This is a genomic window from Roseovarius sp. BRH_c41, from assembly GCF_000961715.1.
Taxonomy (GTDB): Bacteria; Pseudomonadota; Alphaproteobacteria; order Rhodobacterales; family Rhodobacteraceae; genus Roseovarius.
Genome location: NZ_LADY01000022.1, coordinates 1 through 25,659, shown reverse-complemented (window position 1 = coordinate 25,659; position 25,659 = coordinate 1). Strand labels below are relative to the sequence as shown.

Sequence of the window (25,659 nt, the reverse complement as noted above, 5' to 3'; positions counted from 1 at the left end):
GCTGAACCCGATGGTTTCCACATTCCAGCGCAGGGCACGGGATTTCATCAACAGCCGGTCCAGCGGCTCACTGGCCGAAGGGTTCGGCACGATTAGATGCCGCCACATGAAGAACCAGCCATACATCCAGGTCAGCACCGCCATCGGCATCATGAAAATGAGACTGCCCGCCATGTCGATCACCTTCTTGGCGGAATGGCTGACGGGCGCATAGATCAGGTCCACCCGCACATGGCCGCCCTGAACAAACGTATAGGTGGCACAGAGCGTGACAATCAGCGCGTTATAGAGCTTGAGCTCTTCGGAATACCAACTGACGTCGAATTGCAGCGGGATACCGAAGCCGATCACCAGATCGGGACGGGCAAAGATACGCTGGATGAACACAATGATGATCTGCTGGAACACCATGATAAGCCCCGCCCAGGCGGCAAAGCGTCCGACCGTATTGGCCAACCCCTCCAGCCCGCGCACACAGCCCCACATAAAGCCGTTTTTCCACAGGCCCACCCCGGTGAGCACCAGAAAGGTCACGAACACAACAAAGAAGAACTCGACCGAACCGCCATAATAGACGACCCGCATGATCGCTTCCTTGTTGGACCAATCCAGCCAGCTTGCGGGATGGCTGATGGCATAGGCCAGATTGTAAAAGGCCATGCCGATATTCTGGAAAATCCAGAGAACTGCGTCCAGCATCTTGTCCCCCTCATGCGCGGATACGCGGGTCCGCGCGGCCCATCATACGATGCGGACAGGCCCCGAGCACCGGGGCCTGTCGCTGTCAGTATCGCGTGGATCAGCCCAGAACGCGGTCGCGCTGTGCGGTATAGGCACCGTCCGACTTGTTGATCCAGGCCGAAGACGATTTCATCGACGCCATGTAGCTGTCATAGACGCGCTTGTAGATCTCGTCGCTCATGTTCTCCTGATGCACGGCATCCGAGGCCTGACCAAAGGCATCCCAGACGCTGTCAGGGAATTCGAGCGTTTTGACGCCGTTGGATTGCAAACGCTGCAACGCGGACGAGTTGTTGGACAGGAACTGCGCCAGATTCCACTGATGCGTCTCGGCACAGCCGATCTCGACGATCTTTTGCTGCGCGGGCGTCAGGCTCTCGAACACTTCGCGGTTCATGCCGATCGACAGGCCCGCACCCGGCTCGTGGAAACCGGCGGTGTAGTAGAACTTGGTGATTTCCTGGAACCCGGCCTTTTCGTCCGCCCAGGGGCCAATCCACTCGGTGCCGTCAATCGCACCCGAGGCCAACGCCTGGTAGACTTCGGCGCCGGGAATGTTCTGGACCGATGCGCCCAACTTGCCAAGCGCCTTGCCACCAAGACCGGGCATGCGGAACTTGAGACCGTTGAAATCCTCCGGCCCTGCGATCTCCTTGGAGAACCAGCCACCCGCCTGCGCGCCCGTGTTGCCCGCAAGAAAGGATTTGAGACCAAAGATCTGGCCAAGCTCGTCATGGAACCCAGCGCCACCGTCATGGTAATACCAATTCACCAGCTCTTGCGCGGTCATGCCGAAAGGCACCGAGGTAAAGAACGCATAGGCCGGGTGCTGACCGACAAAGTAATAATCGGCCCCGTGATACATGTCAGCCTGACCGGCGGTCACCGCGTCGAACACCTCGAACGCACCCACCAATTCACCGGCACCCTTGACGTCGATCACAATGCTGCCGTCGGCCATGCCGTTGATATTGTCGGCGGCGCGCTGTGCGGCGTCAAACACCCCCGCCAGACCCCGACCCCATGTGGTGACCATGGTCAGATTGCGCACACCCTGCGCATAGAGCGGTGCAGCCAGCGCCGAGGCCGCAACAGCAGCCCCGCCACCCAGTGCGGTATTCTTCAGAAAAGAGCGACGATCCATTTGGTTTTCCTCCCCATTATTATGACAGTGCCGCCACCTCTCTGACGACACCCGGATCTCTGTAGTGGGCCGACCTTAGCGACGGGTTGTGCATCTGCAAATACCGACTACTGCGTAGAAGCCGGGGGGTATTTCAAACTTTTCGTGATGATTTGCCCCCTCGCCGGGGGTCATTGCATGCAATTGTGCACGCAGTCCGCGCTTTGTGCTTGAAACAGGATCGGTGCGGGTGTTGAGATTCGCGCATGAAACCCAAAATTCTCTCCACTCTGTCGGGCTACACCGCCGCGCTGTTTCGCGCCGATCTTTTTGCCGGGATCAGCGTGGCGATGGTGGCGCTTCCGCTCAGCATCGCCATTGCGATTGCCTCGGGTGCGGACCCCGCCTCGGGACTGACCACCGCCATCATCGGCGGCTTTCTGATCTCGGCCTTGGGCGGCAGCAGGGTGCAGATCGGCGGACCCACCGGCGCCTTTATCGTCGTGGTCTACAGCGTCATCGCCGAGCACGGGCAGGACGGGCTCATCCTTGCAACGCTGATGGCCGGTGTAATCCTTGTGATCGCGGGTCGATTGCGCGCAGGCAGCCTCGTGCGCCATATCCCCGAGGCGGTGATCAACGGCTTTACCATCGGCATCGCCATCATCATCGCCACCAGTCAGGTCAAGGACTTTCTCGGCCTCACCACCGAAAACCTGCCAGCCGAATTTCTCGAAAAGATCGAGGTGCTCTGGCATGCCCGCGACACCTTTAACCCTCAGGCGCTCGTGATCGGGCTGGCGACCATGGTGCTGATCGTCGGTCTGCGCCGCGCGGCCCCGCGTTATCCAGGGCTGATCGTGGCGGTGGGGCTGACCTCAGCCGCCGTGGCACTCTGGCAAATGCCGGTCGACACACTCCTGTCCCGCTTTGGCCCCCTGCCCAATACGCCCAACATGCCCAGCCTGCCCACACTCGACCTTGATCGGATGATCGACCTGCTGCCCTCTGCCCTCATCATCGCCTTTCTCGCGGGGGTGGAATCGCTCTTGTCGGCAGCGGTGGCCGACCGGATGATCGGTGATAAATCGCAACCCAACGCCGAAGTCATCGGCAATGGCGTCGCCAATATCGGCTCCGCGCTCTTTGGCGGGCTACCTGCCACCGGGGCAATCGCCCGTACCGCCACAAATGTCCGTGCAGGCGCTCAGACCCCGGTCGCGGGCCTCCTTCATGCCGTGGTGATCCTGCTCGTGATGCTGCTCGCGGCCCCCTTGGCGGGCTATTTCGCCATGCCCGCCCTTGCGGGCCTGCTGATCCTGATTGCATGGAACATGTCCGAACCGCACAAATGGCGCAGCTATATGGCGGACCGTCCTTCGGACCGGATGCTTTTGCTGCTCACGCTGGTGCTGACCGTGCTGGCCGACCTGACCGTCGCCATCGGGGTTGGCGTGGCCTTGGGCCTCGCGCTGCGCCTGCGCCGCCGCCATGTGCCGCCCGCCGACTGGCACACGCCCGAGCATTGACGCGCGAAAGACTGGATATGAAGCGCATTTCGCCCTATCGCTGATCCATGAACCGCCTCTTCGCCCACATTCGGCTCAATTATGGCCAAAAGCTCTTTTTGATCGCCACCCTGCCGCTGATCCTCACGGCACTGGCGATATCGGTCGTGGTCACGCTGCAATCGCGCCAACTTGCGGAACGCGAGATCGAAACGCTCGAGGCGCAGCTGATCGAGGCCAAGCGCGCGGAACTCAAGAATTACCTCTCCATCGCCCGCACCGCCTTTGTGAACATCTACGGGCGCGCGGCGCCCAACGACGAACGCGCCATGGAACAGGTCAGCCAGATCCTCGCAGGCATGCTCTATGGGCAGGACGGCTATTTCTTTGTGTTCGACTATGACGGCAACAACCTTGTCAGCCCAAGACATACCGAACTCATCGGCCGCAACTGGACCGGGCTGGAGGATGAGGGCGGCCAACCCATCACCGATGAATTGATCCGCCTCGCCCGCACGGGCGGCGGCTATCACAGCTACGAATGGCCCAAACCCTCGACCGGCGAGCGCGCGCAGATGGTCACCTACGTGATTGGGCTGCAAGACTGGCGATGGGCGGTGGGCACCGGCGTGTTCATCGACGATGTGGTGGCCACCGTCACCGCCTCGCGCGAAAAGGTCGAGGCGCGGGTGGAGCGCACCTTCTTCTACATCGGCGCGGCAATGCTGGCAGCGCTGCTGTTGGTTTTCGTCTCGGGCCTCTTTATCAATATCCGCGAACGCCGCCTCGCCGACGCCAAGCTCAAGAAACTCACCCAGCGCGTGTTTGACGCACAGGAAGAGGAGCGCGGCCGCGTCGCACGCGAATTGCACGACGGCATCAGCCAGATCCTCGTCGGCGTGCGCTACGCCCTCGACACCGCCAAACGGCGGCTGGCGGCGGGCGACACCCGCGCCGCCGACACGCTGGAACGCGGCATCACCCACCTCTCGGGGGCCATTCAAGAGGTCCGCCGCATCAGCCGCGACCTGCGCCCCGCCGTGCTGGACGACCTCGGCCTCGGTCCGGCGCTCAAGACGCTGGCGGAGGATTTCGGCAAGCGCACCGGCATCGCAACCGAGTTCAGCACCGTGGTGTTTCGCAACCGACTGGATGACGAGGCCAAGATCGCTCTCTACCGCGTGGCGCAAGAGGCCTTTACCAACATTGAACGCCATTCCGGCGCGACCCGCGTCACCATTGATGTGCGCGGCCATGCCCGCGGCGCCACCCTGAGGATCGCCGACAATGGTTGCGGCATTGATCAAGCCAAGCCCTCTGGCACGCCCGGCGGCGGGCTCGGCCTGCGCAACATGCAGGAACGAGTCGAACAACTGGACGGCACTTTAGCGGTGATCTCAACCAAGACCGGCACCGCCATTGAGGCAACCGTCCCCCTCACCCACCTTTTGCCCCCGCAAGAACGCCCCACCCCAAAGGAAAAGGCCCGCGCATGAGCCCCAAACCCATCCGGATCGTGATCGTGGACGACCACCCGATGGTCGCCGAAGGCATCCAGTCCATCCTCGAGAGCTATGACGATATCGAAATCCTCGCCAGCCTGTGCAACGGACAGGCGATCATTGACCGGGTCGAGGCGCTCGATCCCGATGTGATCCTGCTTGACCTCAACATGCCTGGGCTGGGCGGGCTGACCACAGCCGAGATCATCCTCGAAAAGCGCCCCGACACCCGCATCCTGATCCTCACCATGCATGACAGCCCCGAATACATCTCCTCGGCGCTCAGCCACGGTGCGGCAGGCTATGTGCTCAAGGATGTACCCACCGACGAGATCAAGCGCGCCATCGACGCGGTGATGACCGGCCAGCGCTATCTCTGCACCGGGGCCAAAGGCTCGCTCGAACCCTACGAGAACCCCGAGCGCGAACAACTCACCAACCGCGAACAGACGATCCTCTTGCAACTGGCCCAAGGCAAATCCAACAAGGACGTGGCGCAGGCGCTCGATATCTCGGTGCGCACCGTCGAGACACATCGCAAGAACATCAAACGCAAACTCGGCATCGCCTCGACCGCCGGGCTGACCCGCTATGCGCTGGAACATGGGGTTTTGCAGGGCACAGGCGTCCGGCTCTGATCCGTGCTGGCAGATCGGCGGCCAACCCCCAAACCCCGAGCTATGTGGAACCAGATCAATTCCATGGCCCCACGCCAGGACGCCCACGCCGATTCCCACACAAATCACCCCGCCAACACCCGTCATTTCCGCGATTCAAACGTCGAGACCAAGTTTCGCGCAACAAATGCAAAGATTTCATCCCGGTTTGCGACATTTTATCCACCAAATCGGCTTGACGCTCTCTGCACCCGGACCTAATGTCGCCGCCACGCAGCATAGGAGTCGCCCGCGTGACCACACTAGGAAACATCGTAGGTAAATGGCGCATGGGCTGGTAACGGAAACCTCATCGGTCCCCCATGCGCCCCCGTTTCCCACCGGGGGCTTTTTTATGCGACTTGAATTGACGTCAGATACGGAGCACGAAAACATGACACGTCAGATGACCGGAGCGAGAATGGTGGTCCAGGCCCTCAAGGATCAGGGCGTGGATGTCGTATTCGGGTATCCCGGCGGTGCCGTGCTACCCATCTATGACGAGATCTTTCAGCAGAATGATATTCGCCACATCCTCGTGCGCCACGAACAGGCCGCCGTGCATGCTGCCGAAGGCTATGCGCGCTCGACCGGCAAACCGGGCGTGGTGCTCGTCACCTCCGGCCCCGGTGCCACCAACGCGGTCACTGGCCTCACCGATGCGCTGATGGATTCCATTCCGCTTGTGGTTCTGACCGGACAGGTGCCGACCTTCATGATCGGCAATGACGCCTTTCAAGAGGCCGACACCGTCGGCATCACCCGCCCCTGCACCAAGCACAACTGGCTGGTGAGCGACACCGCGCGCCTTGCCGACACGCTGCATCAGGCGTTTCATGTCGCGACCACTGGCCGCCCCGGCCCGGTTCTGGTCGACATCCCCAAGGATGTGCAATTCGCCTCGGCCACCTACACCCCGCCCAAGCAGGCGCGGGTCTCGCATTACCAACCGCAGGTCAAAGGCGATATCGAAGGCATCACCGATCTGGTGGCCGCCCTCGAAAAGGCCAAGCGTCCGGTCTTCTACACCGGCGGCGGCGTCATCAACTCCGGGCCCGAGGCCACACGCCTCCTGCGCGAACTGGTTGAGGCCACCGGCATTCCCACCACATCGACCCTGATGGGGCTGGGCGCCTATCCGGCCAATGGCCCGCATTGGCTCGGCATGCTCGGCATGCACGGTCTCTACGAGGCCAATATGGCGATGCATGGCTGTGACCTGATGATCAACATCGGCGCGCGCTTTGACGACCGCATCACCGGGCGGCTCGATGCCTTCAGCCCGGACAGCATCAAGGCGCATATCGACATCGACCCCTCGTCGATCAACAAGGTGATCCGCGCCGATATCCCGATCGTCGGCGATATCGCCAATGTTCTGGCAGACGTGCTCGATGTGTGGAAGGCGCGCGGTGGCAAGCTCAACCGCGAGGCCATCGCCAAATGGTGGGACCGCATCACCGAATGGCAAAAGGTCGACTGCCTCAAATTCACCCAAAAAGGCAAGGTGATCAAACCGCAATACGCCCTCGCTCGGCTCGAGGCGCTGACCAAGGATCACGACCGCTATATCTGCACCGAAGTGGGCCAGCATCAGATGTGGGCGGCGCAATACTTGGGCTTCAACGATCCCAACCGCTGGATGACCTCCGGTGGGCTTGGCACCATGGGCTACGGTTTTCCGGCTTCCGTCGGCGTCCAGATTGCCCACCCCGAGGCCCTCGTGATCAATGTCGCAGGCGAGGCCTCGTGGCTGATGAACATGCAGGAAATGGGCACGGCGATGCAATACCACCTGCCCGTCAAACAGTTTATCCTGAACAACGAACGCCTCGGCATGGTGCGCCAATGGCAGCAATTGCTGCACGGCGAGCGCTATTCGTCAAGCTGGTCGGAATCCCTGCCTGATTTCGTGAAACTGGCAGAGGCCTTCGGGGCCAAGGGCATCCGCTGCCATGAGCCCGCCGATCTCGATGACGCGATTATGGAGATGCTCAACCACGACGGGCCGGTGATCTTTGACTGCCTCGTCGAAAAGCACGAAAACTGCTTCCCGATGATCCCGTCGGGCGAACCGCATAACAAGATGCTCTTGGGCGAGGCCAGCACGAAGGACGCCATCAAAGAGGGCGGCGCGGTGCTGGTGTGACGCGGGGTCTGCCCCACCACCGACCACGCCCGATCAACAAGGAAACCGCATAATGTCCGCTCTGCAAATCAAAAAAGGCTCGTCCAAACATTCCGCCTATAACCTGCGTCCGACGTTTTCGGATCAGCAGGAAACCCATACGCTCGCGGTGCTGGTCGATAACGAACCCGGCGTTCTGGCCCGCGTGATCGGCCTGTTCTCGGGCCGAGGCTACAACATCGACAGCCTGACAGTGGCCGAGGTGGATCACACCGGCCACACCTCGCGCATTACAATCGTCACCACCGGCACGCCGCAGGTGATCGAACAGATCAAGGCGCAGCTTGGCCGCATCGTGCCCGTCCACAAGGTCAATGACCTGACCGTCGAAGGCCCCAGCGTCGCGCGCGAATTGGCCCTGCTCAAGGTCGAGGGCAGCGGCGACAAACGCGTCGAGGCACTACGCTTGGCCGACATCTTCCGCGCCAATGCGGTCGACAGCACGCTCACCAGCTTTGTCTTCGAGATCACGGGCGCGCCCGAAAAGATCGACGCTTTCGCCGAACTGATGCGTCCTCTGGGCCTTGTCGAAATGGCGCGCACTGGTGTAGCCGCCCTACCGCGCGGCCTCTGATCGGGGCCGCAACCTCCGGCTTGTCGCGGGATTGACGCGCCGCGTCGCAGACAGGCGCGTAAGGGCGCGGGGCTCTGGCAGACTATGCGCCAGCCCCAACCCCGGAGACGCCAAATGCCCGCTCTGACTGATCTGTCGAATGTCCGCAGGCCCGTAGAGCAGGCCAACGGCCTGCCCAACGCCCATTACATCGACCCCGCTGTGTTTTCAGAGGAAAAGCACGCACTCCTCTTCAGCCAATGGGCAGGACTTGCCGTGGGTGCCGACGTCCCGGAACCCGGCGACGCCAAGCCGCTGGAATTTCTCGGCATGCCGCTCCTCTTGATCCGCGACAAGGACGGCGAGGTCCGCGTTTTCCAGAACATCTGCCGCCACCGAGGCATGATCCTCGTCGAGGAACCACGCAAGATCGAGGGCGCCATTCGCTGCCCCTACCATTCCTGGTGCTATTCGACCAAGGGCGCGCTTGTGTCGACCCCGCATGTCGGCGGGCCGGGCCATAACACCCACGAAAGCATCAAACGCGACGCGTTGGGCCTGACCGAGATTCGCAGCCATATCTGGCGCGATGTGGTCTGGATCAATGTCTCGGGCGACGCCCCGGCGTTCGAGGTGGCCATGGCCGATCTCATCGCCCGCTGGCGCGAGTTCGATCTGCCGGTCTATCACGGCGGCCCCGACAGCCGCTTTACGCTTGAGGTGCAAACCAACTGGAAACTCGCAGTCGAGAATTACTGCGAGAGCTATCACCTGCCTTGGGTGCACCCCGGCCTCAACAGCTATTCTCGGCTCGAAGATCACTACCACATCGAGAAACCGGGCGAATATTCCGGTCAGGGCACCATGGTCTATCGCCAGATCACCAATGAGAACGGCGAGACCTTCCCCGATTTCGCCGACGTGGGCGCGAAATGGAATGAACAGGCCGAATATATCGCGGCCTATCCCAATGTCCTCTTGGGCGTGCACCGCGACCATGCCTTTGCCATCATTCTCGAACCCAAAGGCACCGAGCGCACGGTCGAACATATCCACCTCTATTACGCGGTCCCCAACGCCGATGACGGTCTGCGCATGCGCAACACCCAGCTTTGGAAAACCGTGTTTGAGGAGGATATCTTTGTCGTTCAGGGCATGCAGCGCGGTCGCCACGCCACCTATTTCGACGGCGGGCGCTTCTCACCGGTGATGGACAGCCCCACGCATTGCTTCCACGCTTGGGTGGCGGGCCGCGTCGAGGCGCACCGCGCGCAGGCACTGGCGGCGGAATGAGCGATCTCGACAGCGCCATGATCCGCGCCCATGCGGCGGGCGATCAAGCAGCGCTGATCGCCCTCTATGCGCAGGCGGCCGACACGGCGAACGACCTCAACGCCGCCTGCTTTTTCCTCACCCATGCCTATGTCTTTGCGCTTGAGGCAGGCGCGGCCGAGGCGGCATCCCTGCACGCCCGCCTTGTCGCCCATGGCCGCGAGGCATAACGCACCGCGCTTTTCTTGGCTCAAATACTCGCGGGGGTCCGGGGGGCAGCGCCCCCCGCCTCGCACATCAGCTTGTACAAATGCCACGTCGCATGCCCCAAGAGCGGCAGCACGAAGAACAGCCCCAGAAACGCAGGCAACATCGCCAGAAACGTCAGCCCCGCCACCAGCGCGCCCCAGGCCAGCATCGGCAGCAGATTCTCCGTCACAACAGTGAGGCTCGTCAGCATCGCGGTGACAAAATCCACCTCGCGGTCCAAAAGCAGCGGCAACGACACGACCGTCAGACTATAGAGCAAAAGGGCAAACACGGCCCCCACCGCTGTTCCCACCGCCAGCATGCTCATCCCCTCGGGCGTGAAATAAACCTCGAAAGACGAAGACACATTGGTCATCGTCGACAGCCCCATGAACAGCGCGAATATCATATGCGCAAGGAAGAACCAGAACAGGAACACCATGATGATGATGGCGCAGATCGACGGCAATTGCCGCCGCCTCTGATGCGCGATCACCCCGAAAATCTCGGAGGCCACCAGCGCCCGCCCCTCGCTCAGCCGATGGCTTACCTCATAGAGCCCCACAGCGGCGAACGGCCCCACCAACGGAAAGCCCACAGCGGCAAAGATCAACCAATAGCTCTTGCCGGTGACCAGCGTGATCCAGGCCAGCCCCCAGCCGATCAGCACATAGACACCGGCGAAAATCACCGCATAGCCCGGCGCGCGACGCATATCCGCCCACCCCCGGCGCAGCGCCTCACCCAACATGTCAAACCCGACAGCGCCCATCTCCGGCACCCCGAGCGGCTTGATCTCGTTCTGCGGCATCCCTGTGGTCCTCCCCTTGATGCACGAGCCTAGCCAAGCAAGCGCCCTGCGCAAATATCTAACTTGAACTCATCTATATCGCCATCGCTATGGCAGGAACCATTTGCCTGTTGCCGACATTGGTCCCAAGCGCCAAAGCGCGGACTCAAGGTGCCGCAGGCACCGCCGCGCAGCGCCCGTCCGCCCCACCGGGCGGGCGCTTTTGCGAGGTCTTAACTCACTGAAAACACGGAAAGACTTGGCGGGCATAAAGTGCCAGCCGACTTTGGAGCAGCGCCCACCCGGCGGACGGGCACCGCGCGGTCTATCGTTTGGGGCCAAGGTCAGCCCCCCCAAATGCAACAGGCGCGCCCGACCCCTGTCAGACGCGCCTGCTATGTTCATGCCGCCCGGACAATCTCAGATGTGGATCACCCGATCATAGGCATCGAGCACGCTCTCATGCATCATCTCGCTCAGCGTCGGATGCGGAAAGACCGTGTTCATCAGATCCTCTTCCGTGGTCTCCAACTGACGGCCCACGACATAGCCTTGAATCAATTCCGTGACCTCGGCCCCGATCATATGCGCACCGAGCAGCTCGCCGGTCTTGGCATCAAACACCGTCTTGACCATGCCCTCGGCCTCGCCCAGCGCAATCGCCTTGCCATTGCCGATGAACGGGAAACGGCCCACCTTGACGCTATAGCCCGCGTCCTTGGCCTTGGCCTCGGTCAGCCCCACGCTCGCCACCTGCGGATGACAATAGGTGCAGCCCGCGATGCTCTCGGGTTTGACGGGGTGCGGATGCCCGCCCGCGATCAACTCGGCCACCATCACGCCCTCATGGCTCGCCTTATGCGCCAGCCACGGCGCGCCCGCGATATCACCAATCGCATAGAGCCCCTCAACGCCGGTGCGGCAATACTCATCCGTCACCACATGCGTCCGGTCGATCTTGACGCCCAGCGCCTCCAGCCCCAGACCCTCGACATTGCCCACGATCCCCACGGCGGAAATCACCGTGTCGAACTCGTGTTTCTCGACCTTGCCACCGACCTCGATATGCGCGGTGACTTTACCCTTGCCCCGGTCCAATTGCTTGACCATGGCCTTTTCCATGATCTTCATCTTCTGCTTGGTAAACGCCTTCTTGGCAAAGGCGGAAATCTCTGCATCTTCCACCGGCAAGATGCGCTCCATCACCTCGACCACCGTGGTCTCGCTCCCGAGCGTATTGTAGAAACTGGCAAATTCGATCCCGATGGCACCTGACCCGATCACCAACAGCTTCTTGGGCATACGAGGTGGCACCAGAGCGTGCTTATAGGTCCACACAAGATCGCCATCCGCCTCCAGCCCCGGCAATTCCCGCGCCCGCGCGCCGGTAGCCAGAATGATATGCTTGGCCGCCAGCTCTTCGGTGCCCTTGTCGGTCTTGACGCTGACCTTCCCCTTGGCAGGCAAGGTCGCAGCCCCCATCACAACGGTCACCTTGTTCTTCTTCATCAGATGCGCGACGCCGCCGCTCAGCTGCTTGGCCACCCCGCGCGAGCGTTTGACCACCGCATCGAGATCATAGCCGATCCCCTCGGCACTCAGGCCAAATTCCTTGGCCCGGTGCATCAGATGGAACACCTCAGAGGAGCGCAGCATCGCCTTGGTCGGGATACAGCCCCAGTTGAGACAAATACCCCCCATATGCTCGCGCTCGACAATAGCCACCTTGAGGCCCAGTTGCGCGCCCCGGATCGCAGCCACATAGCCGCCCGGACCCGCCCCGATTACGATCATGTCATAGGTCGTCGATGCCATGCGGCCCTCCCTTTCAAAATTTAGTTTGCCATTAAACTATTTTCCACCACATCGCAACGCGACATGATTGAGCGATTGAACAAACAATCACCATCCGTGTCTTTCGAGCAATTGAAAGCGCAGAGAGGGGCGCGGATCAGGCGGCCTGCTTGATCCGGCGCAGCGTGTCGCCATAACCGCCCTCGGCCTCGAAGGCGCGCTCCAGCGCGGTCGACGGACGTTGCAGCGCCGCATTGCGATAGGGGAATCGCCCGAACTGCCGGATCACCTCGCGATGCGCCCGTGCATGTGTCAGGTTCTCAGCCCCGTGCTGCGGCATCCGCTCGCACATCAACCGCACGCAACGCTCCTGATCACACAGGTTCTCGGAATGCATCAAGGGCAGATAAAAGAATTGCCGCGCCGGTTCATCAATCCGCAGATCCCAACCGCGATTGATCGCGACCTTGCCCGCCGCCAGTGACTGCGCATCGGTGCCAAAGGCCTTCGCCTCGCCCCGGAACATATTGCGCGGAAACTGATCGGTCAGGATCACATAGGCCAACATTCCGGTCGGATAGGTCAGCCACAGACCATAGGCCCCGTCACGTGCATTCTCCCAAGCGGCCTCAAACCGCTCCGTCACCGTGGCGTCCAGCGCCTCAGATGTTTTGTACCAGCCCCCCGGCCCGATCTCATCCAGCCAGAACCGCAACACGTCGTCGGGTGTAACCATAGGGGGACTCCTCATTGTCCTATGATGGTTTCATGACGTTAACGGGTATTTAGCCCGCTTTCACAGTAACATATTACTACAGAAGGGACATATTTACTTAATTTCAATCCTGTTTCGCCTCTTGCGCAGTTTCAATGGCATATTCTTGCGCAAACTCCACCGCCATTGGCGAAGAAGAGGGCGAAACCGGCATATACCGGTCGGTTTCGCGCACTGCCGGGGCCTTGCGCTGCGTCATCCGATAAATCGCATAGGCCACCATCGCGAACATCAGCACCGCGATATAGAGGAAATAGCCGCCCGGCCCCATGACTCCCATCATCCAGCCCACCATCAACGGCCCTGCAATCGCGCCCAGCCCGTTGATGAACACCATGCCGCCCGCCGCCGCCGCCATGTCATCATGCTCGAGAAAATCGTTCGTATAGGCAATCAGCAGCGAATAGAGCGGGTTCGACGTGCCCCCCACGATGAACCCGGCCAACAACAGGAACCAGTAATTATCGCCCAGCATCATGCCGACCACGGCCCCGATGCCCGTTCCCAGCGACACGCCCGCAATCAGCTTGCGCCGGTCCATCCGGTCTGACAGCCAGCCCAGCGGATATTGCGCCACCACGGCAGCCACGTAAAACGACGCGACAAAGGCCGAAATCTGCCCCACGCTCAGCCCCGCCTCGGCGCCATAGACCGCCGCCATGCCGAATTGCGCGGCAAAGACACCCCCCGTCAGCAGCATCCCGACACAGCCCAGCGGCGAGATTTTCATGATCTGCCGCAGCGACAATGGCTTGGTCGTGCCAAAGGCGGGCGTCGGGCTGACCGACAGCAGAATCGGCGCAAAGGCCAGCGACACCAGAACCGACGGGATGACGAACAGCACATAGCCGGACGGGTCCGCCAGCACCATCAACCCCTGCGCCGAGACGATGCCGATCATCTGCACGATCATATAGAGCGACAGCGCCTTGCCGCGCGTCGCATTGGTCGCGGAATTGTTCAGCCAGCTTTCAGCGGTCACATAGACCCCCGAGAAACAGAATCCGATCAGCACCCGGCCAATCGACCAGGCCCAGGGCTCTGCAATCGTCGGATAGAGGATCAGCACCGCCGAAATCATCGACCCCAGCGCGGCAAACACCCGCACATGCCCGACCCGACGGATCATCTCAGGCGCCATCCGAGAGCCAAACAGGAACCCCACGAAATAGGACGACATAACCACCGACATCTCGTAGGTCGAAAACCCTTCGAGCGCGCCACGCACCCCGAGAAGCGTGCCTTGCATGCCATTTCCGACCTGCAACAGCATCATGCCCAACAAAAGGGCCCATGCCCCCGACAGCACCTGAAACATTACGCCTCTCCTTCGTCTTCTCTCGCCAACCTAGCAGATGCCCGCATCAGCGGCACTTCAAAGGCGACTTACTCTGTCGCCTGTGCGCCCCGCCTGTCAGGCTTTGCCGCCGGGATCAACAGCGACGCGTCCCCATACGAGAAAAAGCGATAACCCCTCGCTACCGCATGTGCATAAATTCGGTCGATCACGCCCTGCCCCATCAGCGCTGACACCAACATCATCAACGTCGATTTCGGCAGATGGAAATTGGTCATCAGCGCATCGGTGACGCGGAATTCGAAACCGGGGTAGATGAAGATATCCGTATCCCCCGACCAGGCAGCAATCTCGCCCGTGGCCCGCGCCGCCGTTTCGATCAAGCGCAGCGCAGTGGTGCCAACCGGAATGATCCGACCGCCCGCCGCGCGCGTGGCGGCAATCTCTGCGGCGGCCTCTTCGCTCACCTCGCCCCATTCGGCATGCATCTTATGCGAGGTCACATCCTCGACCTTGACCGGCAGAAACGTGCCCGCGCCCACATGCAGCGTGACATGGGTAAACCCCACCCCCATCGCCGCCAGTTCCGCCAAGAGCGCCTCATCAAAATGCAACGAGGCCGTCGGCGCCGCCACGGCCCCCGGCGCCCGCGCCCAAACGGTCTGATAATCCACCTTGTCCTGATCATCCGCCGGACGGCGCGCGGCGATATAGGGCGGCAGCGGCATCGCCCCCGCCTCAGCCAGCGCCGCGTCGAAATCCTCAGCACGCAGGTTGAACCGCAGCCGCCCCTGTCCCTCTTCCTTGGCCTCAAGCACCGCCGATAACCGCTCCGAGAACACGATTTCCTCGCCCACGCTCACCTTCTTGAGCGGCTTGATCAGCGCGCCCCAGGTGCCCTCTGCCCCCGGCTCCAACAGCGTGACCTCGATCTTTGCCGCCGTGTCCCCCTGCGCCCCAGAGCGATGGCGCAGCCCCGACAGCCGCGCCGGGATCACGCGCGTGTCGTTCAGCACCAGCCGGTCACCGGGCCGCAGCCACCGCCCAAGGTCGGCCACCCCCGCATCGGTGATCGCCGCACCCTCCGCCACCAGCAACCGTGCGGCGCGTCGGGGCCTCGCGGGGCGCGTCGCAATCAACGCCTCGGGCAAGTCAAAATCGAAATCTGAAAGTTTCATCTGTCCTGTCTTTGGTGAATGTCCTGCGCCTCACGCTCGGCTTCGCCCTTGATCTGCCCCGAGGTCGCGGCCCGTCCGGTGCCCACCGTGGGCGCAGGTCGGCGGAACAACTCGCGCAGAAACCCCGGTGCCAGCGCCGAAAGCGGATTGACCGACACCACCGGGTCAGTCGAGGCGCCCTTGAGCGTGTAGTTCACCCCGATAAGCCCCTCACCGGGCCGGGTAAAGGCCTCACCGATCCCATTGAGCAAATAGACCGGCGACACCACACCCTGCATGTCCATCTGCTTGTTCGCCATCGTGTAATAGCCATCCATCGAAATCCCGACCGAGGCACCGACCGCACTGCCTTCCAGCAGGATCAGCCGGTTCGGCGTCAGGCGGAACTTCGCATCGACCCGCCCGAAATGCAGACCCTTGCCGGAAAACTGCTCCAACAGCCCCACGACGCTGATCGTATTCAAGAGCGCCGCCAGCGCCGGGGCGTCCTTGATCCTGATCTGATCTATCCCCAGCACCCCGTCATAGCTTCCCGGCTCCGGCGCAGGCGTCAATACCATCTCCAAGACCCCCTCGCGCGCCTGCCGCAGCAGACCCGCCGCGGCCAACACCTCGCCTGCATCGTTGGATCTGATCCGGAACGCGCTGCGCCCCGACATGGGCACGACCTGCCCGGTGACCGGGGCCAACCCGTTCAAAAGCCCGGTGAATGTGCCATTGGTTCCGCCTGAGGTGTCCAGATCCGCACGAAACCCGGTCAGGGCAATGCCTTCGGAAATCTGCAACCGCTCCAGCCGCAACGTAACCGGACCGCCACCGCGCGCCCCCTCGCCCGCTTCACCGTCCTGCCCCCCCAAAGAGGTTTGCCGCAAATCGACCGTGCCGCCCGTCACCTCGACGCGCGGCGTCACCCCCGCGCCGCGCCCAACCAAACTCACCGGCGCATCCAGCCAGTTGCCCAAGGTGACCCGGCTGAACTCGGCCCGCTCCAGACCGCCGCCCGCGTCCAGACTGACACGCCCTTGCGCCTCAAGCCCGGCACCGCTCAGGCTCAGCGCCGTGACCTCCGGCACCGCCCCCAGTCGGCCCACCACATCAAGCCGCCCTTGCTGTCCTTGGCCCAAGGCCCAGTCCAGTTGCGGCAACCGCAGCGCGAGTCCCGCCAAATCGGATGTCAGCGCAAACTCCGGGGGCTGCCCCTTGGCAAAGCCGATCTCTATCTCGCCTTGCCCCGCGCCCGACAGGCTGCCGGGGGGCAGGCCGATGCCGAATTCCTCCAGAAACCGCTGCGACAACTCGATCTGTCCCCGCACCCGGCTCTCGCCTTGCGGGTTGCCCCCGATGGCCATGTCCCAACTGCCGCGCACCGGCACGGCCCCCACCTGCGCCGCGCCACCGATCTCGAGATGTCGGTTGCTCGCCTCGACCGCCAAACGCTCAGCCGCCAGAACGCGCCCCTTGACCAGCGTCTCGCTGCGCACGTCGCTGAGGGTTCCGGTCACGTCAAACGCCACCTCCTCCGTGGTCAATTTCTTCTTGAGCAGGAACATCAGCTCCCCGTCCAACTCCGCCTGCCCCTCGGCCACCGTCACCGGCTGCCCCGCCTTTTGCAGGAATCGGAACGGCGGCGCATCGAGCAGCGACAAGGCCGCCGTGATCGTGCTGCGGGTCTGCATCACGGCCTGCGCCGGGCCGTCCTTGATCCGCACATCGGGGATGATGAAACTGGTGCCCGCCACGTTGATCCGACCCCCCTCTTGCGCCACCACATGCCCCCGCTCGGCCTGAACGACAAAGCGGTTGTCATGCAGCGACGCCCGCCCCGAGGCATCCGTAATCGGCGGCACATCGCGCACATAGACCGTCTCAAGATCCGCAAAATCGAACCCGAGGCTGAAATCCGGTAACATGTCCGGGCGCATCCGCAGGGCAAACTGAATATCGCTCAGATCGGCGCGGCGCACATTCTTCTCGATCCACTCGCGCGTGTTGGTCTTGGTCGCCCGCGGCCAGAGCGCCATCAACCGCTCAGGATTCAGCCCGTCCATCCCCCCTTCAAGCGAGATATCCCATCCCTCGTCACTGCCGCGCGCCTCGCCGCGCGCCTGCAGGTAATGCCCCTGATCGCTCAGGCTCAACTCTCCCAAGGTCAGGACAAACGGGTCCAGCCGCAACCGCAGCGCCATCCGCGCCTCTTCGAACCGGATCGGCTCTGGGTAGAGGTCGGCCGGGTCCGCGACCACATCGCTCACCCGGATCTGCGCCTGCAATTCGCGTGGCCAACCGGCCTCCATCCCCACCAGCCGCGCGGTGCCCTCGGCCCGCGCCTGACCCCAGGCGCTGTCCACCGACAACTCGGTGAACCGGATTTCCTGGACCATCGGATCATAGGTGAAATAACTGCGCGCCGAGCGGAATTTGATCGGCACCGTGGCGGGCGTCGGCTGCAACACCCCCGCCCCGATCTGCAAGGTGGCGTTGAGCGGCCCAAGCCGGCCTTCAGCATCGACCCCGGCGCGCACCGCCCCCGAAATCGGTGCCTCCAACGCCCCAAGCCAGGCCAACGCTGGCGACTGCCCGGCAATATCGCTCGCTGGCATATCCTCAAAGGTCGCGCCGAACTCCGCGACCTTGCTGCCGATCCGGCCCTCGTAATTGACCGCCAATGTCGTGGCGTAGTCGCGTGCGCCAAGCAGCGCCACATCCCCGCGCAACGAAATCCCATTGCCCGCGCGCGTCAACTCCACCCGGCCGCCGTCCGCGCTCCACGCGCGGCCCGCCCGCGCATCCTCGTAACGCAAGCTCAGGTTATCCGCCGTGACCAACCGCAGCGCGTCCAATTGGGGCCGCGCAAAGAACGCATCAAGCTGCTCGTGGAACGTGCCGCCCTGCCCCGTCGCGCCCAACACAATCGACAACTCGCCGGTCGCCAGCCGCCGCAGCCCCAATTGCGCGCCGGACAGGCGGACCGTCCTCGGCTGCACCTCTCCCCGCAACAGCGGCTCCGGCGCAACCGTCACATCAAGCGATCCCAGCGTCACCAGCGGCACGCCGTCAAGATTGGCCAGCGCCACATCCCGCAACGCCACACGCGGCACAAGATCCTCACCCACCACCAACGACATCTCGCCGAACCGCAACTGATAGCCCGGCACGCTCGCATCAATCCGCTCTGCAATCCGCTCTTGCAGCCAAACGGGCGCCCGCAGGTTCACCCCGATGTTCACGGCGACAATCAAGCCCAGAACCACCAGCAGGACCGCACAGGAAAAACAGAACTGCACGAGATGCCGCAGCGCACGACGACGCTTGCGGGGCCGCACAGGCGTCCCGCTCGTCGGCGGCGGCATCTCTGCCGCGCCCTGCTCTTGTGTCGGCTCCGTGCTCATCCTATCCGTTCGGACGCGTCTCGCGCATCTCTTCTGCCTCGTGGCTTTATTCTCGCCTTTTGCGACCTAATATGGAATTCACATTTTTGCATCTCAGAGGAAACCCCATGCCAGATATGTCCGATACCGCTCCCGATTTCACGCTGCCGCGCGATGGGGGTGAAACTATAACGCTCTCGGGCCTGCGCCCCGGCGCTGTTGTGCTGTTTTTCTACCCCCGTGATGACACCTCCGGTTGCACCAAAGAGGCGGTGGCCTTCTCCGCCCTCAAGGATCAATTCGACGCCGCCGGGGCCACCGTGCTCGGCATTTCCAAGGACAGCCTCGCCAGTCACGAGAAATTCCGGGACAAACACGCGCTTTCGGTCCCGCTTTTGTCAGATGAGGATTCCGAGACCTGTGAAGCATATGGGGTCTGGGCGGAAAAAAGCATGTATGGCAAGAAATTCTTTGGCATCGAGCGCTCAACCTTCCTCATCGACGGTGAGGGCCGCATCGCCCGCGTCTGGCGCAAGGTCAAAGTGCCCGGCCACGCCGAAGAGGTGCTGAACGCGGTCAAGGCGCTGTGAGCGACCCCACCCTGACAGAAATGGCCGTCGAGGTGCTCTCGACCCACGACGGCCGCGCCAAGACAGCACTCTCGCGCGCCCATGCCGCGACGTGGTTTGCTGCGCGCGCGGCGGGGCACGACATTCCCTTGGGCCGTGCCACGCCACCGCTGCGCCCGGCCCGCCCCGAACACCCCGAACTGCTCGACCCGCGCGACGTGCCGCGCCGCCGTCCCGGCTCGGACAAGGGGCGCATCGCCCTCCTGCATGCCGTGGCCCATATCGAACTCAACGCCGTGGACCTGCATTGGGACATCATCGCGCGCTTTGCCGACACCCCAATGCCCATCGGATTCTATGATGACTGGGTCAAGGCGGCCGACGAGGAATCCAAACATTTCAACCTGATATGCGACTGTCTTGAAGCATTGAACAGCCATTACGGTGCCCTGCCTGCCCACGCAGGCATGTGGCGCGCCGCCGAGGATACGGCGCAGGATTTCATGGGCCGCCTCGCAGTCGTGCCCATGGTGCTCGAGGCGCGCGGCCTCGACGTGACCCCCGGCATGATCGAGATTTTCCAGCGCGCCGGCGAGACCGGCGCGGTCGAGGCCATGCAGGTGATCTATGCCGAAGAGGTGCATCATGTTGCCTATGGGTCCAAATGGTTTCATTTTCTCTGCGGTCGCCACGATCTCGACCCCAAGATCGCCTTCCACGACCTCGTGCGCCGCTACTTCCACGGCTCATTGAAACCCCCGTTCAACGAAGAGAAACGCGCCGAAGCTGGTTTGCCACCGGATTTCTACTGGCCGCTGAGCGACGGGCACTCCACCCGAGATTGAAATATTCTTCCGCCAATCGGCGATTTTCCGCCAATCAAGCGGGAAACAGCCAAGCTATGGAACCCGATTGGTCAAAAATCTTGCCCAAAGCCCGACCACTGGCTAAGCACACTCAACACGGCGGCTGGGATAATCGCAGCCAAGCGCCGGAGGATGACCGAGGCAACAAGGGCAGAAGACGCGTGAGAACAAGACTTGCGATAAAAGTTCATTCCATTCTGGAACGGTATTTCCCCGAGCGTCGGGTTTTTTTGCGGTCCGATACCGACACACGTTTCATCCGCCTGCGCCCCTCTACCCAACTTTTCGCCTTTGCCGGGGCTGCGTCCATCGTCGCATGGTCGATCATCGCCACATCCATTCTGCTGATGGACAGCATCGGGTCCGGCAACTTCCGAGAACAGGCCAAGCGCGACCAGCGCACCTATGAAAACCGGCTCAATGCGCTCTCCACCGAACGCGACAAACGCGCCGAAGAGGCGATTGCCGCACAGGAACGCTTCAGCTTCGCGCTGGAACAGATTTCGCTGATGCAATCCGAATTGCTGGCCTCTGAGACCCGCCGCCGCGAATTGGAAACCGGGATCGAGGTGATCCAAACCACCCTGCGCCGCACCATGTCCGAGCGGGAAACAGCCCGCCAGGAGGCCGAGCAACTGGCCCTCTCCTTGGAGACCGACGGCGCAACCGGCGCCGGCACCGGCACCGAAACGGGCACGGACGCAACGGTCGATTTCCTGACGGCCGCCCTCTCGGACGCAGCCGAAGAGCGCGACACGACGATTGCCAATGCGCAGGACGCGCTCTTGCACGCCGATGAAATGACAACGCAACTGCGCCTGCTCAAGGATCAGAACGACCAGATCTTCAGCCAGCTTGAGGATGCGATGGCGATCTCTGTCGAACCCCTCGACAAGATGTTTAGCGCGGCAGGTCTCAACACCGACACGCTGCTCGATGCGGTGCGCCGCGGCTATTCCGGTCAGGGCGGCCCGCTGATGCCCCTGTCCTTCTCCACCCGCGGCGAAGAACCCTCGGTCGATGCCGAGCGCGCCAACCGCATCCTCAACCGCATGGACGAACTCAACCTCTACCGCATCGCGGCGCAAAAGGCTCCCTTCGCCATGCCCGTAAAGAGCGCCTTTCGCTTCACATCCGGCTATGGCATGCGCTGGGGCCGGATGCATCAGGGCACCGATTTCGCCGCCCCTCAGGGCACGCCGATCTATTCCACTGCCGATGGCGTCGTCACCCATGCGGGCTGGCTCTCGGGCTATGGCCGCCTGATCAAGATCAAGCACGCCTTCGGCATCGAAACCCGCTATGCCCACCTCTCGCAAATCCGCGTCAACGTCGGGCAAAGGGTCTCGCGCGGCGACAGGATTGGTGATATGGGCAACTCTGGACGTTCTACGGGCACACATCTACACTACGAGGTCCGCGTCGGCGACCAGTCCGTCAACCCCATGATATACATCAAGGCTGCAAACAATGTTTTCTAAGAGCAAAATCAACGAACCCGCGCAAAAGCCTGCAGAGGCCAAACCGGCTTCCTCCGAGAACCGGCTCGATTCGGCGCGACCCGACGCGCTGAACAGTGAATTCAAGGCATCGGCCCCCAAGGCCAAGCCGCCCGCCTCGGTGCTGTCCTCGGACCTGCACGTGACCGGCAATCTCAAGACCACCGGCGACATTCAGGTCGAAGGCTCGATCGAGGGCGACATCCGCGCGCATCTGCTGACCGTCGGCGAAGGCGCCACCATCAAGGGCGAAGTGATCGCCGATGACGTGGTGATCAACGGCCGCATCGTCGGCCGCGTGCGTGGCCTCAAGGTGCGCCTGACCTCGACCGCCCGCGTCGAGGGCGACATCATCCACAAGACCATCGCAATCGAGAGCGGCGCGCATTTCGAAGGCTCGGTGCAGCGTCAGGACGATCCTCTGACCGGCAACAAATCTGCCCCCAAGCCCGCAATCCCCGCCGCAGCTGCCGCCGCACCGAAACCCGCCGAGGGCTGATCCAAGCAGGACATCACAAAAGGCGGCGTGGCCCCCTGCCATCGCCGCCTTTTTCATGCCCGCCGCGCCTTGCCTCTTACGGCTCGCGCAGCGCTTGCTGGCTCTTGTAGAGCGGTTTCAGCAGATATTGCAGGACCGTCTTTTCGCCGGTGTGCAATTCCACCTCCGCCTGCATACCGGGCCTGATCTCGATCCCCGCCTGCCGGGGCGTCAGCGCCCCCATATCCACGCGCAACGTCACCTTGTAATGCGGGTCGCCATCGGGATCGCGCGCCCGCTCGTCCTTGAACGTATCGGCGGAAATAAAATCCACCCGCCCCTTCAAGGTGCCGTAGATCGTGTAATCATAGGCCGTCAGCTTGATCGTCGCCTCCTGCCCGCGCCGGATATTGGCGATATTGCGCGGCTCGACCCGCGCCTCGACGAACATCTCCTCATCCAGCGGGATGATCTCCAGAATTTCCTCACCGGGGCGCACGACGCCGCCAATCGTCGTCACACTCAGATTGTTCACCACGCCGCGCAACGGGCTCAGCAACACCGTCCGGTTGAGCTGATCCTGACTGGCACGCAGGGTCTGGCGCAGCGTCGCCAATTCCTTGAGCGTTTCGGAATAGGCCTCTGCCCGCTCAAGCTCGGCTTGCGTCACGATTTCATCATAGCGCTTTTCGGCATCCGCATGCGCCTTGCGCGCGCGCGTGACCTCAATCAAGGCCACGATCTTCTTCGCCAATAGCCCCTCCAACAGCCGCTTTTCCTCGGCGGATTGCTGCATCACCCGTTTGGCCCCCTCGCTGCTCTTGACGAAATCCTCTTGCCGCGCCTTCAGCAGCGCCCGTTCCGAGGCCACCATTTCCCCCGCCCGTGTCACAACCGCCTCGGGCGCGGCGAAATCGAACTGCCCGGCCAATTCCGCCTCCAGCCGCAATTGCCGCACCTCAAGACCCGCGATCTGATCCTGCAAATCCGCCACTTCGGAATTGAATCGCGTATCATGCAGCCGCGCCAGAACATCACCACGCGCCACAACATCGCCCTCCTGCACCAGCAATTCGGCCAGTATCCCGCCTTCGAGGTTCTGGATGATCTGCGGCCGAGAGGTGGAAATGAACGCGCCCGGCGCGCGCACGATCTCGTCGATCCAGGCAAACGCGGCCCAGAGGATAAAAATCCAGACACTCGCCGCACAGAGCCACACCATCAGGCTCGGACCGCGCAAGCGCCCGTTCAACTCTGCCAATATGCTCGCGGTGCTGCGTGCGCCCACATCGCTCATCTCATGCCCCTCCCGGCCCGATGCCCGCCGCCTGCGCCAGATGCGCCAGCACCTGATCGCGCGGCCCGTCCACCGCCATCCGACCCGCTTGCAGGATCAGCGTCCGGCTCGTCAGACTCAGGATCGGCATCCGGTGCGTCGCAATCACCGCCGTGCGCCCCTTGAGCCAGATTTCCAACCGGCTCACCAGCGTGCGCTCCAGCGTCTGATCCAGCGCTGCCGTCGGCTCGTCCAGCAGGCACACCGCCGGGTCCTGCAACCACAGCCGCGCCCAGCCGATCGACTGCCGCTGCCCTTGGCTCAGCCCCTGACCACCATCGAGGATTTCCAGGTCCAGCCCCTTGGGATGGCCGCGCACAAACGGCCCCAGCCCGGCAAATTCCAGCGCCTGCATCAGCCGCGCGTCATCACGCTCCAGCAAGGTCAGGTTCAGGTTCTCGCGCAGACTGCCCGTGAAGAGCCGCACATCCTGCCCCAGATAGCCGATCATCCGCCGCAGGTCGCGCGGCGCGATCTGCCCCATATCGGTGCCATCCAGCATCAACCGCCCCCGGCTCGGGGCATAAAGCCCCGACAGGAGCTTGAGAAAAGTCGATTTTCCCGACCCGTTGGTGCCCAGCACCGCCACCACTTGCCCCGGCTGAATGATCAACCCCGGAATATCCAGCACCGGCGCAGCCCCCGCGTCATAGGCAAATTGCACCTCGCGCAGCTCATAGGCCCCGCTCAGGGACGTCCGCCGCAAATAGCTGCGCCCCTCGGCCGCGTCCTGCTCCGCCAGCGCAATCGCATCGAGCCCCGCCAGCGCCGATTTCACATTGCCCCACCGCGCCAGCGTCCCTGATAGCTGCGTGAGCGGCCCCAGCGTGCGGCTGGTCAAGATCCCCACGGCGATGATCGACCCCACGGTGAATTCGCCCGCGAACACCAGATAAGAGCCAAGGATCACCGCCGCAATATAGGTCGCCTGCTGTACCGCCTGCGCCCAGAACGTCAGCACCGATCCCAACCGCCGCTGCTCGCTCGACTTGATCGCCTGCAGCGCCGTCAACTCGCCCCAAATCCGGCGAAACCGGTCCTCGGCCCGCTGCGTCTTGAGCGTATCCAGCTCGAATATCGCCTCATGCAACAGCCGCGCGCCCCGCGCGCCCGCGCCCTGCATCTCTTGCGTCAGCCGCATCATCCGCCGTTGCAGCAGAAAGCCGGGGATCACCATGATCACCCCACCGAGGATCAACACCCAAACCACATTGCCCGCAATCGACGCCACCAGCGCCAGAAACACCACGATGAACGGCAAATCGGTGAGCGTGCCAATCGTGGAGGCGGTAAAGAACTCGCGCACAGACCCAAACTCGCGCATCGCCGAGAAGATCTGCGACGGTCCCTTGCCGGCAATCTCGGACCGCATGCCAAGGATGCGATCCATCAGAATGCGCTGCACATTGAGTTCGATCTGCCGCCCGGCCCCGTCCATCAACTGCGCCCGCGCGATCTTGAGCGCGGCTTCCATCACCAGCGCAAGACCCGCCCCCGCCGCCAAGACCCAGAGCGTCGCCTCGGATTGATGCGGGATCACCCGATCGTACACCTGAAGCGCGAAAAGCGCGACTGCCACCGCCAGAATATTGGCCACGAAAGACCCAAGCGCCACCTCCGCGATATGCCGCCGAAACCCGCCAAACTGGCTCCAGAACCAATGCGGCGCGGCCTCGGGCGCGTCATGCGCGCGGCTCGGGCTTTGCACCGGGGCCTCGGCCCGCACCACCATGCCGGTAAAGAACGGCTCGAATTCGGCCAGACCGACCTCGGCGCGCTGATCGGCGCAGGTCGTATCATGGATCGTCAGGACACTGCCCGCCTGCGACAGCACCAGCACGAATTGCCCGCTCGTCATCTGCGCCAGCGCGGGCCAGTGATCGGGATGCGGATGCGCCACCGGCTCGACCCGCGCCA

The 25,659-nt window shown here is 62.8% G+C and carries 21 protein-coding genes; 11 read left to right on the top strand and 10 right to left on the bottom strand.

Annotation, left to right across the window (positions count from 1 at the left end; all coding sequences use genetic code 11):
• Together VR71_RS06945 and VR71_RS06940 are read right to left on the bottom strand one after the other, a co-directional pair.
• Positions 1 to 699: TRAP transporter small permease subunit (locus VR71_RS06945; protein ID WP_045682358.1), on the bottom strand; the 699-nt coding region annotated here is incomplete at its 3' end.
• A gap of 100 nt (positions 700 to 799) precedes the next feature.
• Positions 800 to 1,885 carry a TRAP transporter substrate-binding protein gene (locus tag VR71_RS06940; protein ID WP_009818291.1) on the bottom strand — a complete coding sequence of 362 codons (1,086 nt, stop codon included), beginning with the start codon at positions 1,883 to 1,885 and terminating at the stop codon, positions 800 to 802.
• Between the two features lie 245 nt (positions 1,886 to 2,130).
• Between VR71_RS06940 and VR71_RS06935 the strand changes: the two genes are divergently transcribed.
• From VR71_RS06935 to VR71_RS06905, 7 genes are all read left to right on the top strand, one after another.
• A complete protein-coding gene (locus VR71_RS06935) occupies positions 2,131 to 3,393 on the top strand; it encodes a SulP family inorganic anion transporter (protein WP_045682356.1) in 1,263 nt (420 codons plus the stop codon).
• A gap of 47 nt (positions 3,394 to 3,440) precedes the next feature.
• Entirely contained in the window at positions 3,441 to 4,868 is a 1,428-nt protein-coding gene (locus VR71_RS06930) for a cache domain-containing protein (protein ID WP_009818289.1), read from the top strand.
• Positions 4,865 to 5,512, top strand: coding sequence for a response regulator transcription factor (locus tag VR71_RS06925; protein ID WP_009818288.1), 648 nt, complete (start codon positions 4,865 to 4,867; stop codon positions 5,510 to 5,512). Before VR71_RS06930 ends, VR71_RS06925 begins: the two co-directional genes overlap by 4 nt.
• Before the next feature lie 412 nt (positions 5,513 to 5,924).
• Positions 5,925 to 7,679, top strand: a complete 1,755-nt coding sequence (locus VR71_RS06920) for an acetolactate synthase 3 large subunit (RefSeq protein WP_045682367.1) — start codon at positions 5,925 to 5,927, stop codon at positions 7,677 to 7,679.
• A 52-nt stretch (positions 7,680 to 7,731) separates the two neighbouring features.
• A complete protein-coding gene (ilvN, locus tag VR71_RS06915) occupies positions 7,732 to 8,292 on the top strand; it encodes an acetolactate synthase small subunit (protein ID WP_009818286.1) in 561 nt (186 codons plus the stop codon).
• 114 nt (positions 8,293 to 8,406) lie between these two features.
• Positions 8,407 to 9,564 (top strand): SRPBCC family protein, encoded by a 1,158-nt coding sequence (locus tag VR71_RS06910; protein ID WP_045682355.1) that lies wholly within the window; start codon positions 8,407 to 8,409, stop codon positions 9,562 to 9,564.
• Positions 9,561 to 9,773 (top strand): hypothetical protein, encoded by a 213-nt coding sequence (locus tag VR71_RS06905; RefSeq protein ID WP_045682353.1) that lies wholly within the window; start codon positions 9,561 to 9,563, stop codon positions 9,771 to 9,773. Before VR71_RS06910 ends, VR71_RS06905 begins: the two co-directional genes overlap by 4 nt.
• A 20-nt stretch (positions 9,774 to 9,793) precedes the next feature.
• Here the strand turns inward: VR71_RS06905 and VR71_RS06900 are convergent, their stop codons facing one another.
• The 6 genes from VR71_RS06900 to VR71_RS06875 form a co-directional block, all read right to left on the bottom strand.
• Positions 9,794 to 10,603, bottom strand: coding sequence for a DUF2189 domain-containing protein (locus tag VR71_RS06900; RefSeq protein WP_009818283.1), 810 nt, complete (start codon positions 10,601 to 10,603; stop codon positions 9,794 to 9,796).
• A gap of 399 nt (positions 10,604 to 11,002) precedes the next feature.
• Positions 11,003 to 12,397: a dihydrolipoyl dehydrogenase gene (lpdA, locus tag VR71_RS06895; protein ID WP_045682351.1), complete on the bottom strand. Its 1,395-nt coding sequence runs from the start codon at positions 12,395 to 12,397 to the stop codon at positions 11,003 to 11,005.
• 136 nt (positions 12,398 to 12,533) lie between these two features.
• Positions 12,534 to 13,112 (bottom strand): DUF924 family protein, encoded by a 579-nt coding sequence (locus VR71_RS06890; RefSeq protein ID WP_045682349.1) that lies wholly within the window; start codon positions 13,110 to 13,112, stop codon positions 12,534 to 12,536.
• A gap of 103 nt (positions 13,113 to 13,215) precedes the next feature.
• Complete coding sequence (locus tag VR71_RS06885) at positions 13,216 to 14,469, bottom strand: MFS transporter (protein WP_009818280.1); 1,254 nt, start codon at positions 14,467 to 14,469, stop codon at positions 13,216 to 13,218.
• A 68-nt stretch (positions 14,470 to 14,537) separates the two neighbouring features.
• Positions 14,538 to 15,626 (bottom strand): tRNA preQ1(34) S-adenosylmethionine ribosyltransferase-isomerase QueA, encoded by a 1,089-nt coding sequence (queA, locus tag VR71_RS06880; RefSeq protein ID WP_009818279.1) that lies wholly within the window; start codon positions 15,624 to 15,626, stop codon positions 14,538 to 14,540.
• On the bottom strand, positions 15,623 to 19,015 hold the full coding sequence (locus VR71_RS06875; protein ID WP_296430012.1) for an AsmA-like C-terminal region-containing protein: 3,393 nt from the start codon (positions 19,013 to 19,015) through the stop codon (positions 15,623 to 15,625). The genes queA and VR71_RS06875 overlap by 4 nt, the downstream gene beginning before the upstream one ends.
• A 107-nt stretch (positions 19,016 to 19,122) precedes the next feature.
• Here VR71_RS06875 and VR71_RS06870 point away from each other — a divergent pair, with 107 nt between their 5' ends.
• From VR71_RS06870 to VR71_RS06855, 4 genes are all read left to right on the top strand, one after another.
• Entirely contained in the window at positions 19,123 to 19,584 is a 462-nt protein-coding gene (locus VR71_RS06870; RefSeq protein ID WP_045682363.1) for a peroxiredoxin, read from the top strand.
• Between the two features lie 20 nt (positions 19,585 to 19,604).
• Entirely contained in the window at positions 19,605 to 20,408 is an 804-nt protein-coding gene (locus VR71_RS06865; RefSeq protein ID WP_045682360.1) for a ferritin-like domain-containing protein, read from the top strand.
• Positions 20,409 to 20,590: 182 nt separating this feature from the next.
• Positions 20,591 to 21,910 (top strand): M23 family metallopeptidase, encoded by a 1,320-nt coding sequence (locus tag VR71_RS06860; protein WP_198134891.1) that lies wholly within the window; start codon positions 20,591 to 20,593, stop codon positions 21,908 to 21,910.
• Complete coding sequence (locus VR71_RS06855; protein WP_045682346.1) at positions 21,900 to 22,427, top strand: polymer-forming cytoskeletal protein; 528 nt, start codon at positions 21,900 to 21,902, stop codon at positions 22,425 to 22,427. Before VR71_RS06860 ends, VR71_RS06855 begins: the two co-directional genes overlap by 11 nt.
• A gap of 76 nt (positions 22,428 to 22,503) precedes the next feature.
• Here the strand turns inward: VR71_RS06855 and VR71_RS06850 are convergent, their stop codons facing one another.
• Together VR71_RS06850 and VR71_RS06845 are read right to left on the bottom strand one after the other, a co-directional pair.
• On the bottom strand, positions 22,504 to 23,703 hold the full coding sequence (locus VR71_RS06850; protein WP_045682344.1) for an HlyD family type I secretion periplasmic adaptor subunit: 1,200 nt from the start codon (positions 23,701 to 23,703) through the stop codon (positions 22,504 to 22,506).
• Position 23,704: 1 nt separating this feature from the next.
• On the bottom strand, positions 23,705 to 25,659 hold a 1,955-nt coding region (locus VR71_RS06845), incomplete at its 5' end, for an ATP-binding cassette domain-containing protein (protein WP_045682342.1).